The 14,978-nt window shown below is 45.3% G+C and carries 13 protein-coding genes; 8 read left to right on the top strand and 5 right to left on the bottom strand.

Annotation, left to right across the window (positions count from 1 at the left end):
* Nucleotides 1-12: 12 nt before the first annotated feature.
* The 5 genes from DFP76_RS15140 to DFP76_RS15120 form a co-directional block, all read right to left on the bottom strand.
* Entirely contained in the window at nucleotides 13-1,374 is a 1,362-nt protein-coding gene (locus tag DFP76_RS15140) for a TRAP transporter large permease (RefSeq protein WP_113875447.1), read from the bottom strand.
* A gap of 15 nt (nucleotides 1,375-1,389) precedes the next feature.
* The gene (locus DFP76_RS15135; RefSeq protein WP_113875446.1) at nucleotides 1,390-1,992 is read right to left on the bottom strand and encodes a TRAP transporter small permease subunit; all 603 of its coding nucleotides are present in this window, start codon (nucleotides 1,990-1,992) and stop codon (nucleotides 1,390-1,392) included.
* Nucleotides 1,993-2,082: 90 nt separating this feature from the next.
* Entirely contained in the window at nucleotides 2,083-3,141 is a 1,059-nt protein-coding gene (locus DFP76_RS15130) for a TRAP transporter substrate-binding protein (RefSeq protein WP_113875445.1), read from the bottom strand.
* A gap of 280 nt (nucleotides 3,142-3,421) precedes the next feature.
* Complete coding sequence (locus tag DFP76_RS15125; RefSeq protein WP_113875444.1) at nucleotides 3,422-4,837, bottom strand: sigma-54 interaction domain-containing protein; 1,416 nt, start codon at nucleotides 4,835-4,837, stop codon at nucleotides 3,422-3,424.
* A 483-nt stretch (nucleotides 4,838-5,320) separates the two neighbouring features.
* Complete coding sequence (locus DFP76_RS15120) at nucleotides 5,321-6,208, bottom strand: helix-turn-helix domain-containing protein (protein WP_181799862.1); 888 nt, start codon at nucleotides 6,206-6,208, stop codon at nucleotides 5,321-5,323.
* Between the two features lie 152 nt (nucleotides 6,209-6,360).
* Here DFP76_RS15120 and DFP76_RS15115 point away from each other — a divergent pair, with 152 nt between their 5' ends.
* The 8 genes from DFP76_RS15115 to DFP76_RS15080 are packed head-to-tail and all read left to right on the top strand — an operon-like array spanning nucleotide 6,361 to nucleotide 14,784.
* A complete protein-coding gene (locus DFP76_RS15115; RefSeq protein ID WP_113875442.1) occupies nucleotides 6,361-7,815 on the top strand; it encodes an aldehyde dehydrogenase in 1,455 nt (484 codons plus the stop codon).
* 47 nt (nucleotides 7,816-7,862) lie between these two features.
* Nucleotides 7,863-9,161 (top strand): ABC transporter substrate-binding protein, encoded by a 1,299-nt coding sequence (locus tag DFP76_RS15110; protein ID WP_113875441.1) that lies wholly within the window; start codon nucleotides 7,863-7,865, stop codon nucleotides 9,159-9,161.
* A gap of 9 nt (nucleotides 9,162-9,170) precedes the next feature.
* On the top strand, nucleotides 9,171-9,920 hold the full coding sequence (locus tag DFP76_RS15105) for an ABC transporter ATP-binding protein (RefSeq protein WP_113875440.1): 750 nt from the start codon (nucleotides 9,171-9,173) through the stop codon (nucleotides 9,918-9,920).
* Nucleotides 9,904-10,623 (top strand): ABC transporter ATP-binding protein, encoded by a 720-nt coding sequence (locus DFP76_RS15100; RefSeq protein ID WP_113875439.1) that lies wholly within the window; start codon nucleotides 9,904-9,906, stop codon nucleotides 10,621-10,623. Before DFP76_RS15105 ends, DFP76_RS15100 begins: the two co-directional genes overlap by 17 nt.
* Nucleotides 10,623-11,528 carry a branched-chain amino acid ABC transporter permease gene (locus DFP76_RS15095; protein ID WP_113875438.1) on the top strand — a complete coding sequence of 302 codons (906 nt, stop codon included), beginning with the start codon at nucleotides 10,623-10,625 and terminating at the stop codon, nucleotides 11,526-11,528. The genes DFP76_RS15100 and DFP76_RS15095 overlap by 1 nt, the downstream gene beginning before the upstream one ends.
* The gene (locus tag DFP76_RS15090; protein ID WP_113875437.1) at nucleotides 11,525-12,529 is read left to right on the top strand and encodes a branched-chain amino acid ABC transporter permease; all 1,005 of its coding nucleotides are present in this window, start codon (nucleotides 11,525-11,527) and stop codon (nucleotides 12,527-12,529) included. The genes DFP76_RS15095 and DFP76_RS15090 overlap by 4 nt, the downstream gene beginning before the upstream one ends.
* A gap of 10 nt (nucleotides 12,530-12,539) precedes the next feature.
* Nucleotides 12,540-13,325, top strand: coding sequence for a coniferyl-alcohol dehydrogenase (locus DFP76_RS15085; RefSeq protein ID WP_113875436.1), 786 nt, complete (start codon nucleotides 12,540-12,542; stop codon nucleotides 13,323-13,325).
* A gap of 13 nt (nucleotides 13,326-13,338) precedes the next feature.
* Nucleotides 13,339-14,784, top strand: coding sequence for an aldehyde dehydrogenase (locus DFP76_RS15080; protein ID WP_113875435.1), 1,446 nt, complete (start codon nucleotides 13,339-13,341; stop codon nucleotides 14,782-14,784).
* The last annotated feature ends 194 nt before the right edge of the window (nucleotides 14,785-14,978 follow it).

The raw sequence follows: 14,978 nt of genomic DNA, 5'->3' as shown, positions 1-14,978 counted from the left end.
AAAGCAAACGGGTTAACCGTAAATCACTTCGGGCAACCACAACACCAGGTCTGGGAATAAAAACACCAGAAGCACAGCTAATAATTGCAGAAGGACGAAAGGAATAACGCCTTTGTAGATGTGTAATGTGGTCACCCCAGCTGGTGCGACGCCTTTTAAATAGAAGAGCGAAAAGCCAACAGGTGGTGTTAAAAAAGAGGTTTGTAGCGCCAAAGCAAACAGCACGACAAACCACACCAAATTGAACTCCAACGCGACCACAACAGGCCCGACGAGAGGGAGTAAAATCAAGCTGATTTCTAGCCAGTCTAAGAAGAAACCCGCTACGAAGGCGATGAGCAGAATAACCACCACAATGCCTGCTGGCGACAAAGGAATACCTTGCAGCAAATCACTGATGAATTCATCGCCCCCCAGCGTTCGTAACACCACGGCGAAAGCCGTCGCGCCCAAGAAAATACCAAAAACAAACGACGTCGTAATGGTGGTTTTACGGCACACTTCAGCCAACATTTTCATATTGAAGCGCTTGTTTAAAATCGCTAAAAGAGTGGCGCCAAACGCCCCAACACCGGCGGCTTCTGTTGGCGAAACAATCCCCATGAAGATAGAGCCCAATACAGACAAAATAAGTGCCAGCGGAGGAAAAACGGCTTTCAATGTTGACCAGATTAATCCCATCGTAACCGGTGGTAAATTCAGTGGTGGTTGGCAGACTTTCGGATTGAAAATAGCAGAAAGAATGACATACACGATGTACAAACCGCCCAGTAACAAACCGGGAACCAGCGCGCCCATGAATAAGCTGCCCACGGAAAGAGAAAGCTGATCCGCCATAATAATTAGCATGATGCTTGGCGGAATCAAAATGCCCAAGGTACCAGAAGACGCAACAATACCGCTGGCAAACGAAGGCGAATATTTTTGTTCTAACATGACAGGCATAGACAGCATGGCGAGTAGTACAACTGACGCACCCACGATGCCTGTTGACGCCGCAAACAAGATGCCGATTAAGATTACAGCAACACCGAGTCCACCTCGAAATCGCCCAAACAAATTAACAAAGTTCACCATCAAGCGTTCAGCTACGCCAGAGCGTTCTAGCATCAATCCCATAAAAATAAACATGGGTAAGGCGACAAGCACCCAGTTGCTCATTTGGGCATAAATCCGTTGGATTATGGTGCCGTAAATGCGCCAATCGTTCATATAGTAAGTGTCCCAATCCAAAAACTGGGAGGACAAAACGCCAACAACGCTGAAGATGATCGCCAAACCAGCGAGCACCCATGCGACAGGAAACCCTGAAAAAATCAATAAGATAAAACTGCCAAGCATGGCAATGACTAATAATTCGTATGTTTCGAACATAATCTTCCCTTGAAACTAGCCTTTTGTGTGGCTTTGATGAATAGAAACGCCACGTAGAAAAGCGACACAGCGAAGCCAGCGAGAACTGGCCGCCATGACCAATAATGCCAGTGCAATTAAAATGAATGACTTGAGAATCCAGCGAAAAGGTAAGCCATCAAATGATGGTGAGACTTCATTCATTCGATAAGATCGTTCAACAAAAGGAAGGGCATAGTTAAACATGACAAAACAAAAAGGCAGCAGTAGGAGCGAGATACCAAAGACTTCGATCCATACGCGTTTTCTCATCGACCAATGTTCCGCCAGCGCATCAACACGAACATGACCGTCGTGGATAAAGCAGTAAGACAGCCCCAGCATGAAGCCAACTGCATACAAGTGCCACTGTAACTCTTCTAACGCCACAAAGGTGGTATTGAAAAAATAACGCATTAAGGCATTGCTGACGATCAAAAGCATCAACACTAACCAAATCCAAGAAATGTACTGCCCTATCTTTTCGATGGCACTTTCAAGCCATTGCGAGACTGGCGTGTGAGGCAGCTGGTTGATGTTGGAGTGCGATAATTTTGCCTCGATTTCAGCTAAATTTAACTCAGTTGATGGATCGGACATGTATTTCTCCTTTGATTTCGGATGATGTACATCCAGTGAAAAACGTCGGCATCGTGTGATGCCGACTCACTTAATAGAACTCAAATAGAGTTATTTCGTGTTCCAATCGCGAGGCAAATAGCCGAATTTTTTCCACGTGCTGTGCTCTTCTTGAAAGTCTTTCATCGACGAATAGATTTTGGCGAATTCCGCATTCTCAGCAGAGTGACGGGCCATCACTTCATCCGTAGCGTCTTGGAAGGCGCTGAGAATCTCGGGTGAATACTGGTGAAGCTCGACACCTTTCTCTTTGAACTTAGACAATATGCCACCTTGTAGCGCTTCAGATTTGGCCAACGACATGGTGTTGGCGGCCACACAGGTATTTTCTATCAAAGATTGCGTTTGCTTGTTGAGCTTATTCCAGTCATTTAGGTTGATGTAAAGGAACTGGTTAGTGGAAGGTTGATGCCAGCCGGGAAGGTAATAGTGCTTGGCGACTTGATAAAACCCAAGTTGCTCATCCACGGTTGGAATAGAGAACTCGGTGCCATCCAATACGCCGGTTTCGAGCGCTTGATAAAGCTCGCCACCTGGAAAAACGTTAATCGACATGCCGAATTCAGACATGATTTCACCGCCAAGACCCGCCGCGCGGAATTTAAGGCCATTTAGGTCATCAACAGATTTGATCTCTTTGCGAAACCAACCCGCGGCTTCTGGGCTGATGGTGCCACACAGAATAGGATAAACATCGTAAGGCTTGAACAGTTCTTTAAGCATTTTATCGCCGTCATGGTAATACATCCAAGCCGTGAATTCGTTCGACTCAAGGCCGAATGGTGTTGCTCCGAATAACGCTGCCGCAGGGATTTGGCCCCACTCATACCCCATCCAAGAATAACCTGCCGAGACATTACCAGAGCTGACGTTGTCGAAAATACTCAATGCTGGCACCAGTGAACCGGGTTCAAAGACTTGCAGTTTTACTTTATTGCCACTGGCATCACTGAGCATTTTAGACACTTCAGGCATGGTGTCGCCAAGCGCTGTTAAAGAGGACGAGAAGGCCATAGGGACTTGCCAGCGGACTTTGTCGAAGTCGGCATAAGATGGCATCGCGAAGCTTAACGTGGTTAAACAAGTCGCTGTTATCAAAGCATTTTTCATGTTTTCAATCCTTTTATTTTTATTGTGTGTTCTTTTCAAACTGTAGAAAGCTGTCATGTATTTTATGCACGCCATAGAGTGCTATGGTGCTGCAGAATGCTAAATCAAGAAAAGTGCCAAATTGATAATATCTATATTTTTCATATAGTTAGTCTAATTTTGCTTTTTTTGATGCGTAAAAATGATGTGGTTTTCCGAAAGATCGGACGGTTTGAGTCTAATTAAAGCACTAGTGGTTTAAGTATAGTCCGAAAAAATAGACACCATCCGAAAAATCGGACTAAATGCCGTGTTTATCGAGCTTTTCGTAAAAAGTGGATTTACTGATGCCCAACTTTTTTGCGGCTTTGGTACGGTTATCGCCACATTCAATCAAAGCGGCGTTAATGATATTTTTTTCTGCTAGGTTCAGTTGTTCTTTTAAGCTGCCTGTGGATTGAATGATCTCTTGTGACGTCTGATTTTTAGGTGTGTTGTGATCTGTTTGGGACAGTTGCACTGGCAATAATGACAGCGGGATTTTTCGATCATGGCTTGTGTAAAACGCTGCTTCCATGACATTTTCGAGTTCGCGAATATTACCCGGCCAGTTGTACGCTAGCATGGCTGTCAAAGCTTGAACGGTGAGCTTTGGTGCACGTCGTCCAGTTCTTCTCGACAGTTTTTGCAGGAAAAAATCAGCCAGTTTTGCAATGTCTTCGCGACGCTCACGAAGTGGAGGTAAATCAATCGCCACAACGTTAATACGATAATAAAGGTCTTCTCGGAAGGTGCCACTTTCTATCAGGCTTTCTAATGGACGATGCGTGGCGGTAATCAGCCGAATGTTTAAGGGCGTGGGGTGCGTGCCACCAACGGATTCGACTTCACGATCTTGTAATACACGCAATAGCTTGGCTTGCATTAATAATGGTAAATCGCCAATTTCGTCGAGAAACAAGGTGCCGCCATTGGCCAATTGAAATTTACCCGGCTTGCCACCTTTTTTGGCCCCTGTAAACGCGCCTTCTTCATAGCCAAATAATTCACTTTCTAGCAAACTTTCTGGTATCGCGGCGCAATTAACTTTGATAAATGGATATTCCGCTCGATCTGACAGCTGGTGGATGGCGTGGGCGTATAATTCTTTGCCGGTTCCTGATTCGCCACGAATTAATACTGTTACATCACCAGAAGCCACTTGTGTGACCTTAGCGCTCAAAGACTTCATCACCTGACTGTCACCGATGATGTCATTTAGGTGAAAATTAGCCCCTGTGTTGAGCTTGTCGGAAGCGATGCTTTTTTGGTACTGAAAGTCTTGTTCAGCTAGCAGTGCTTTTATGTGGCTGTTAATTTGTTTCCATTCATGAGTATCATGAAAAATCACCGTACCAACGGCACCAATGACCTCGCCTTGGTCAACGATAGGGAGGCGGCTAGCAATCATTTTACTGCCTAAAATCTTCTGAAAAGAAAATCGTTCCGCTTGGCCTGTCTGCACAGTAATGTGCATCCGAGTGTTTTCAATGACGTCGGTGACTTTTTTCCCCTTTACATCCTCCGCCTTCACTCCAAGAAAGCGTGCATAAGGTCGGTTGATGAAGAAAATCTTTGATTGATGGTCGACAATAACGACCCATTCTTCCATCGCATTCAAAATAGCTTTATAAGTGTTGGCTGCCTGCGAGAGTTTTTCCAGTTTTTTTAATGACATTTGAACTCGGCTTTTTTGTTATTGGTTTTATTTAAGCAAACATGCTTATTTAAATAAGCCATTTTATCTTAACTAAGAAAACTAGAATTAAGAAGTTGTAAAACAGTCAATTTCTTCTGTTCGGTTAAAGCGCGCGAACCCCGACCTATATTGGCACTTTTCATCTCTAAATACTTTTTTTGGCCTCTATAGAAAGTTTTAGAAGAATTTAAATAGGGTTTCTGCTTGTATCAAATGATCGTGTTTAATGCATCACAAGGATGCAGGAATAGCGATATATCACATCAGCGTGCTGATGTATGTTGGCTCAAGTTTCGTTATGGTGATGTCCCGATCTGAGTTGGGAAAGTTGGCCGTCCTTCCCCCTGCAACTTATTCTTTGCCATAGAGTAGGGCATTTAAATCACTTGCTGAAAAAATGATCTAAATACTTAATTAATAGAATGTATTGAGCCTATGATAATTTTGGTGCCTCGCTTTGCCTTAAGGCCAATCCGAAAAATCAGGCGTGTTTGCGTCTCTATTAACGACACCTTTTTCTGTGTAATAACGCTTAAATTGACTGGGCGACATTCCTGTTTCTTTTTTAAAGAAATGACTGAACTGACTTCCGTCGTTGTAGCCCAAATCATTTGCGATGGCTTGTATGGCCCCAGTGGACTTTTTTAATCTTGATGTGGCTTCAATTAAAACGCGGTTATTAATCAGCTGTAGCGGAGATTTTTTCAGATTGCGTTGGCAGATGGCATGCAGTCGATCGTAGGTCATAATCAACTCCTGACAATAATATGAAACTGCTCTTCTATTACGATACTCTACTTCTACGAGTTGTCGAAATTGTTGTAATACTAATTCATCGGGGGAGTGCGTTAGCCGAATAGACTCGATATTACTGAGGCGATATATACTAATCAGTAAAATACGAATGATTGAGCAGATCACGGTTCGAGAACGTTTAGTCGAGGTAGATATTTCCGTCTTCAATAAGCGTAAAAGCGGTAAGAATTCGTTGTCGATGTCATCTTTTGAGCAAGCGGTGATGGTAAACTGCCGCATCAAAGTTTCTAATTTTGCACTGTCTAGGTCAGAGCCAGTGACTAAAGAAATAAGCTCATCTCGATAGCCTAATAGCCAAACCTGACTCCCAGCAGGAACCAATACTTTAGCCTGTTTTTTGTGGGGAATACAAAAAATAGACGACTCTGTAATCTGGTGCATTTCTTCCATTGATACCGTGGCGTCACCACGCTGAATGATACCAATTAAGTTAAAGTCGGAAAAATTGTCGTTCCCCGTACTAAATACTCGAGATTGTAGACCGGGCTGAATAGACTCAAATCGAACCATTGAGCCTATGATATTCGTCAACATTGCCTTTCCTTTAAAATCGTCAAATAAACCATTTTTTAACAACTTTAAGCCATTATTTAACATGTTGATAGAGGAAATAGCTGTTAATCTTTTAAACGTTACTCATCGACCGATAACAAAACTAATAACGGCAGGGTGAAATTTTGAGCATCATGTACAACGATATCGACCTATCTACTATACCCGAGGTGGACTTGTTCATTGACGGTCAACATACACCAGCGATTGCGGGTGACTATTTTGAAAGGTTAGACCCAAGTACTGATTTGGTGGCGTCTCGTGCCGCCTCCGGTCGCTTAGAAGATGCGGAACACATGGCGGCTATCGCAGCAGCTAATTTTTCAAAATGGTCTACCACCGAAGTTACAGAACGAGCCGAAATTTTACGCCGTGCGAAACGATTGATGCCCAAATACCGCAATCGTTTGGCTCAGTTGATGCTTAAAGAGATTGGCGCTGTGGGTGACTGGGTGGATTTCAATATTAAAGTAGCAGGAGAGGCTATTGAAGCTGCGGTTGCTCTAGCACTGAAATACCCATCTAACTCGCCCATAGATGAAGCATCTAATTCCTATACTGTTCGTCAACCGGTTGGAGTGTGTCTTGCCATTGCGCCTTGGAATGCCCCCATTGTGTTGGCCATGCGCTCCGTGGTCTTTCCGCTGGCTTTTGGCAACAGCGTTATTCTGAAAGCGTCTGAACTCTCACCAGCAACACATTCTCTAATAGCGGAAGTGCTTCACGAAGCAGGCGTTCCAAAAGGCGTCATTTCTGTCATGACGAATGCGCCAGAACATGCTGAAGAAGTCATCGCTAGCTTCATTGCGAACCCGTCAATACGACGGGTTAATTTCACTGGCTCGACACGTGTTGGGAAGATTATTGCGAGTCTTTCGGCGCAGCATCTCAAGCGCTGTCTTTTGGAGTTAGGCGGTAAATCTCCATTAATTGTTTTAAAAGACGCTGATTTACAGCTGGCCGCACGTGAAGCGGTTTACGGCGCTTTTTTAAATCAAGGCCAAATCTGTATGGCGACGGATCGAATTATTGTTGAGCAAGTTATTGCAGACGAGTTTATTGGCATACTAAAAGAGATGGTTGCTGACCTGGTATCAGGAGACCCTCGTCGAAAAGGCGTTAAACTCGGGCCTGTAGCAAGTCCTTCTATCGCTTCACGGTTATCCGCACTTATTGAAGATGCTCTCGATAAGGGGGCAACGCTTATATCAGGTACACAGCGCAGAGGCCAATTTATTGATGCGACTTTGCTAGACCACATTACTCCTATGATGCGAATTTATTCAGAAGAGTGCTTTGGACCTATTGCCGGAATTTATCGGGTAGATTCTCCAGAAGAGGCCATTACCGTTGCCAATAATTGCGAATACGGTCTTGCTTCTGCCATTTTCACCCGTGACTTAACACTCGCTAGAAGCCTAGCTAATCAGCTGGAATCTGGTATGTGTCATATCAACTCATCCACAGTAAAAGACGACCCAGCGATGCCTTTTGGCGGATTAAAGTCTAGTGGCTATGGTCGCTTTGGTAGCGACGCTTGCGTTGATGAATTTACCGAAGTTCGCTGGATCACTGTCGCACCACCCTAGTACTCAACTCCTACCATTGAAAACCACAAAAATAACAAGAGGTTCTTATGAAAGTAAGTCTACTAGCTCCGTTCGCGCCAAATTTGGCCAAATTAGTGTTTTGTACGGCCATTGCAGGTGGCGTCATGATGTCTGGTCAGGTCTATGCGGCCGCAGATGATGACACTATTCGCATTGGTTTCATCAGTCCTAGAACTGGCCCATTAGCCAGCTTTGGTAAAACGGACGGCTTTGTTTTAACGCAAGCTCGTCAAGCCTTAGCAAATGGCATGACCGTAGGGGGCAAACATTATCAAGTTGAAATTATTGACCGTGATAGCCAATCTGATCCAGCCCGCGCCTCGCAATTAGCAAAGGAATTAATTAACCAAGATGTCGATTTAATGTTGGCAATCTCGACTCCTGAAGTCATCAACCCTGTTGCTGATGCCAGTGAAGCCGCAGGCATTCCATTTATGTCCACCGTTATGCCTTGGGAAGCTTGGTACTATGGTCGAGGAGCAAAACCAGGTGAAGAAAGTCCATTCAAATGGACGTACCACTTTGGTTTTGGCGCTGGCGAGTTTTATAAAACGTATATTTCTCAGTGGTCTCTCATCGATACCAATAAAAAAGTGGGCGTAATGTATCCTAATGATGCAGATGGCAATGCCATTCGTGCTGTTCTTGCCCCACGCCTTGCAAAAGCAGGATACACCGTCATCGACCCAGGCGCTTATGAAACAGGCACCTCTGACTTTTCTAGCCAAATAGCTTTATTTAAACGAGAAGGCGTTGATATTATTAACTCTTTTCCGATTCCACCTGACTTTGCGGCGTTTTGGCGACAATCCGCGCAGCAAGGTTTACATCGCCAAATCAAAATCATTCAAATCGCTAAAACAGGCTTATTCCCCTCTGATATTGAAGTGTTAGGTTCGCTGGGGCCGAAAATTGCGTCAGCCGCTTATTGGCATAAAACCTTTCCATACACATCCCCATTAACAGGGTTAAGCGGTGAGCAATTAGCAGACATGTGGGAAACGGAAACCGGCGAGCAATGGACGCAACAACTGGGGGCTACATTATCGCTGCTTGACGCGGGAACCGAAGCATTAAAACAGGCTAATGATCCACTTTCTCGTACTGCCGTTCGTGATGCCATCAGTCAACTCAATGTCACAACGATTGGTGGTCAAGTGGATTTCACCTCTGGTCCTGTTCCGAACGTCGCCTCTGGCCCAATTATTGGCGCGCAATGGGTCAAAGGCACAGGGCAATTCAAGCTTGATTATGTGATCACCGAAAACGTCACTGATCCAAACGTTCCTGTCACGCACAAGTTGCTTCAATACAACACTAAATAGGAGCAAAACGTGATACTAACGCCATATTCACAACTACAGGCAACGGGGATTCATAAGTCTTTCGGAAGCGTGCAAGTGTTGAATGGGATTGATTTTTCTATGGATACCAACGATGCCATAGGCATCGTTGGACCCAATGGCGCAGGAAAATCGACCTTACTCAGTGTGTTATCTGGTGCTCAGGCTCCAACCAGCGGCCAGATTACACTCAATAATAAAGACATTACCCGAATACCCGCTCGTGAAAGAGCAAAACAAGGACTGGTGAGAACACACCAAATTCCAAAACCCTTTTCTGGAATCACTGTCTTTGAAAATGTCTTTGTGGCGGCGATTCATTCGGCCACAAGTAGCCGTGAGACGGCCTATGACATTGCACTCGAATCCATAAAACTGTGCGGTATGTTGCCATTAGCCAACCGCGAAGCCGACAGTATTGGTTTGCTAGACCGCAAACGACTAGAGCTCGCTCGAGCGTTAGCCACACAACCAAAGTTACTTTTTCTTGATGAAATTGGTGGCGGTTTAACCGATGCCGAAGCCTTGCAGCTCGTTGATACCATTTTAACGTTACGTGAGCGCGGCATTGGCATTGTCTGGATAGAGCACATTGTTCACATTTTACTTCGGGTTGTGAAGACGCTCATCTGTATGGACAGTGGCCAGATCATTGCACAAGGCCACCCTGATGACGTGATGTCCAATAAACAGGTAATGAAAGCCTATATGGGAGGAACAGATCATGCTGTCGGTGAGTAATCTAGATGTGCGCTATGGGCAGTTTCGCGCCGTGCAAGGCGTGTCTATGGAGATTGCTAAAGGGGATGTTGTGTCACTTATCGGTGCCAATGGTGCTGGAAAATCCACCTTGCTAAGAGCCATCGCAGGCGCGTTGCCGATTCACTCTGGCCGTTTGCTCTTCAAGCAACAAGAGATTACGAATACCTCATCCAGTAGCCGTGTACAACAAGGCTTGTCATTGGTACCAGAAGGGCGTCGTTTGTTTTCCGATATGACGGTGGAAGAAAATTTGTTACTGGGTTCCACGGTTAAACGCTCAGGCGATTGGAATATCGAGCGTATCTTTTCGACGTTTCCAAATTTGGTCAAGCGTCGCCATGCCAAAACAGGGAATTTATCGGGTGGTGAACAACAAGCCACAGCCATTGGGCGAGCACTCATGTCAAACCCTGACTTTCTGATTTTGGACGAAGTCAGCCTGGGGTTATCTCCTCTGGTGGTGAATCAGGTCTACGACTCGATGGAAAGCCTCAAAGACGCCGGCACAACCATTTTACTTGTCGAGCAAGATTTAGAGCGAGCCATGCGTTTTTCGAAGCGGACGATTTGCATGCTAGAAGGCCGAGTCGTTCTCGACAAACTCACCAGCGATACAAATAAAGAAGAAATTACTCAAGCTTATTTTGGGCTGCATCAATCAAGCAAACAGGAGGTGTCATAATGATGAATAGTCTTGTTCAAGCCATTTTACTCGGAGGCTATTATGCTTTGGTCGCTTGTGGGCTTGCGTTTATGTTCCAAGTAATGCGCATCATCAATTTAGCGCATGGATCCTTGGCTATTTTGAGTGCTTACCTAGTGTGGGAAATCACTGATGCATTGGCTCTTTCTCCCTTTGTTAGCGTACTGATGATTCTTCCTATCATGGCAATCATCGGACTTTTGCTACAACGCGTAATTTTGGAGCGAGCGACAAAAGGCGGTGAGCTATTGCCTGTATTAACCACGTTTGGTCTGGCTATTGTGATTGATAACCTGTTGTTCCAACAATTTGGTGCCAATACTCGCTCTTTGTCTCCTTACCTTGGGGATTTAAGCTGGGAATCCTACGAAATATTCGGTTTATGGATCGGTAAACTGCCCGTTATTGTCTTGATAACCGCTATTGTCGTCATTGGTGGCCTAGACCTTATCCTGAGATTTACACCACTTGGCCGTCAAATAAGAGCCACAGCGTTTGACCCAGATACAGCTGGGCTGGTGGGCATTGATGCGCGAAAAATCGCAGGTATTTCTGCCGCCATCGCGATGATGACGGTAGCGATCTCAGGAACGGCACTTGGGTTGAGAGGCACCTTTGATGCTTACGCTGGCGGCCCGCAACTCTTGTTTGCCTTTGAAGCCACCATCATTGGCGGAGCAAGCTCACTATGGGGCGTGTTTTTAGGTGGGATTATTCTTGCGATCGCACAAAGTATCGGTGCCCTTATCCATCCTCAGGGCTTTTTGCTGGGGGGGCATTTTATGTTCTTGATCTTTTTGTTTGCTCGCATTTATTTCAATCGTGATGTTTTTACTCTCAAGCACTGGTTCGCGAAACGCAACAAAGGGGAAATAACAGCATGAAGATAAAACGTTCTAACGCTTATTCAAAGGTGACGCTTTATGTAGTGGCCGCCGTTTTCATTGCGCTCATTCTATTGCCATCATTTGCTTCCAATAATGTCATGGAGCGCCTGACTGTGCTGTTCATTTACATCATTATGGCGGCTATGTGGAATACGTTAGCTGGATTTGGTGGTTTGATATCGATTGGTCAACAGCTGTTTTTTGGTTTAGGTGCGTATGCCACGATCCGCATCACCAACATGGCCATATCCCCTTTTGTTGCTCTGCTAATCGCCGCGTGTCTGGTTGGTTTACTAAGCTGGCCCATTTCGACCTTTATGCTACGCCTTAAAGCCGGTGAATTTGCAATAGGCATGTGGGTGCTCGCTTCCATTGGGCATCTATTAGTGAATCTCGATCCGTTAATTCAAGGCGAAACGGGCATTTCATTGATTGCACTCAATCAGTACGCCATCGAAAGCCGTCGCCTTCTTATTTACTTCGCGGCATTGGTGAGTATGTCTGGCCTATTGCTGGGCTTGTTTTACTTGTTGCGTTCAAAAGCCGGTATTGCAATGCAAGCCATACGAGACAATGAAGAAGCGGCTGACTCAATCGGTGTTGATGCAGAAAAGGTAAAAAAATGGTTCTTCATTTTTGCCGCATTTGGCACTGCATTGGCAGGTGCTTTATGGCTAGCACAAGCTTCATCCTTTCAACCTAAAACCTATTTCTCAGTGCAATGGACAGCTTACATGATCTTTATGGTGTTGGTTGGTGGGTTAGGCCGATTTGAAGGCGCTATTTTAGGGGCGCTCCTGTTTTTCGTGGTGGAAACATGGTTTGCCGCCACTGGGGTTTGGTACCTCGTTGGCTTAGGCGCGGTGGCTATGCTGTGCTCGCTATTTTTTCCTAAAGGCATTTGGGGAGTCATTGAAACTCGTTTAAGTATCACCTTGATTCCAGTGGGTTATCAAGTGACTGGCTTGAAACCTGATTCCCATTCTAAAAACAAATAAGGAGATCGTTATGTTATTAGGTAAAACCATCGTAGTGACTGGTGTCGCCAGTGGAATCGGTCAACGTACTGCAGAGCTGGCCGCCCAAATGGGCGCAGACGTTATCGGCATTGATGTTGTGAAACCTACTCACAACATAGGGACTTTTTTACAAGGCGATATTTCAAACCAAGCCGGTGTCGACCAAATTATCAGTGCGCTGCCTGACAGCATAGACGCGCTTTGTAATGTAGCAGGTGTTTCTGGAACAGGTGGCGCAGCGATTACACTCGCGATTAATTTTTTTGGTTTGAAAGCCTTATCAGAAGGTCTGGCAACCAAAATTCGCAGTGGAGGAAGTATTATTAACGTTGCTTCAATGGCCGGATTTGGTTGGAGACAAAACACCCAGCGGGCATCTGCAATCGCCAAGTTAGATGGCTTCCCAGATTCAACACAATTGTTACAAGATTTTTCTATTCCAAATGAGCTTGGCTACCCGATTTCCAAGGAAATACTCTTGGTTTGGACCATGCTGGCAGCGCACCAAGCTATTTTTAAATCTCGCCATATTCGTGTTAATGCCGTGTCACCAGGCCCTGTAGAAACGCCTATTTTGACACAGTTCCGTCAGGTACTCGGTGATCAACGTGTTAATTCTGACGTAGATCGGGTTGGTCGTGCTGGTACAGCGGCGGATATCGCACCGGTTATCTTGTTCCTTTGCTCAGATGCCGCTCGTTGGGTAAATGGAAATAACATTGCTACTGATGGAGGGTTAGAAGCCTCCGTTACCATTGAAGAATTGAACTTATAAAAAGGAAAAGACTATGACTGTTTTATTAAGCATTGGCGGTAATGATCAAGCATCCAGTGACCACAAAGAATATAACCGTTTAGACCCAGTGACGGGAGAGATCGCTTCAACCGCCGCCGCCGCGACGATTGATGATGTCAATACGATTACCAATGCTGCCAATAAGGCTTTCCCTACCTGGGCGCAAACAGGACCTACAGAACGCCGTAATCTATTGAATAAAGCCGCCGATATTATGGAGGCTAAGCAAGATGAATTTATTGCTGCTATGATCACCGAAACGGGAGCGACAGGGCCTTGGGCTGGTTTTAACGTAATGTTAGCTGCAGGGCACATTCGTGAAGCCGCCGCCTTGACCACACAAATGGGAGGCGAAGTCATCCCATCTAACAAACCTGGTACGTTAGCTATGTCGGTAAATAAACCCAAAGGTGTTTGCTTGGCCATCGCTCCATGGAATGCCCCTATTATTCTAGGGGCTAGAGCCATTGCAACTCCTTTGGCATGCGGAAATACAGTCATTCTAAAAAGTTCAGAATTTTGTCCTCTTACCCATCGTTTGATTATCGACTGCTTCTTAGAAGCTGGATTTCCTGCCGGTGTTGTCAATCTTCTTTCGAATGATCCAAGTGAGGCGGCAAGCATTGTTAAAGCGTTAATTGAGGCACCAGAAGTACGCCATGTTAATTTCACTGGGTCGAGTCCGGTTGGTCGTATTATTGGCCGTCTTGCTGGTGAAAACTTGAAACCCGCTTTGTTAGAGCTCGGTGGTAAAGCGCCTCTTGTTGTCTTATCGGATGCGGACATAGAGGGAGCGGTTAATGCCGCTATTTTTGGTGCGTTCATGAACCAAGGGCAAATCTGTATGTCCACTGAGCGTGTTATTGTCGATGCCAGTATTGCTGACGATTTTGTCGCGAAATTAGTGGCTCGTGCATCGACATTACCATGGGGAAACCCCAGAGAAGCTGTGGTGTTAGGTTCTCTCGTCAATCCGGAAGTGTCTGATAAAATGCAGGCATTAATCGACGATGCGGTTTCAAAAGGGGCTAAGTTGGTATGTGGCGGTGAAAACGATGGTGCCATGTTCTCTGCAACTCTATTGGATGGTGTTAATCAATCGATGCGCATCTATACAGAAGAAAGTTTTGGGCCGGTGAAATCCATCATTCGCGTCAATGGGGATGAAGAAGCGATTAAGGTCGCCAATGACAGTGAGTATGGATTATCAGCGGCGCTATTTTCACAGGATATCAACCGTGCGCTCGCCTGTGCGAATGCCATAAACAGTGGTATTTGTCATATCAATGGACCCACCGTAGGCGATGAGCCTCAGATGCCATTTGGTGGCGTTAGTGATTCTGGGTATGGTCGTTTTGGTGGGAGAGCGGGGATAGCAGAATTTACCGATTCACGTTGGATTACAGTAGAAGATCCAAAACAGCATTACCCCTTCTAAAAGCTATCAATACCTTCCATTCATGTTGTATCAGCCCATTAATAAATGGGCTGATACATTATGATAGTCGAAAGATTAGATGACCGTGTTTAACATTATTTGGTGCATGAGATGAGAAATGAATGAGGGTTTCTTTAATCGCTTTATTTGCTGTAAAAAAAGCCAGAACAGGGCCTGTTCTGGCTTAAAGGGGA

Origin of the sequence: Marinomonas aquiplantarum, from assembly GCF_003314975.1 — a bacterium.
Lineage (GTDB): Bacteria > Pseudomonadota > Gammaproteobacteria > Pseudomonadales > Marinomonadaceae > Marinomonas > Marinomonas aquiplantarum.
Note: the sequence above shows the minus strand (reverse complement) of the source record. Positions and strands in the feature narration are given on the sequence as shown.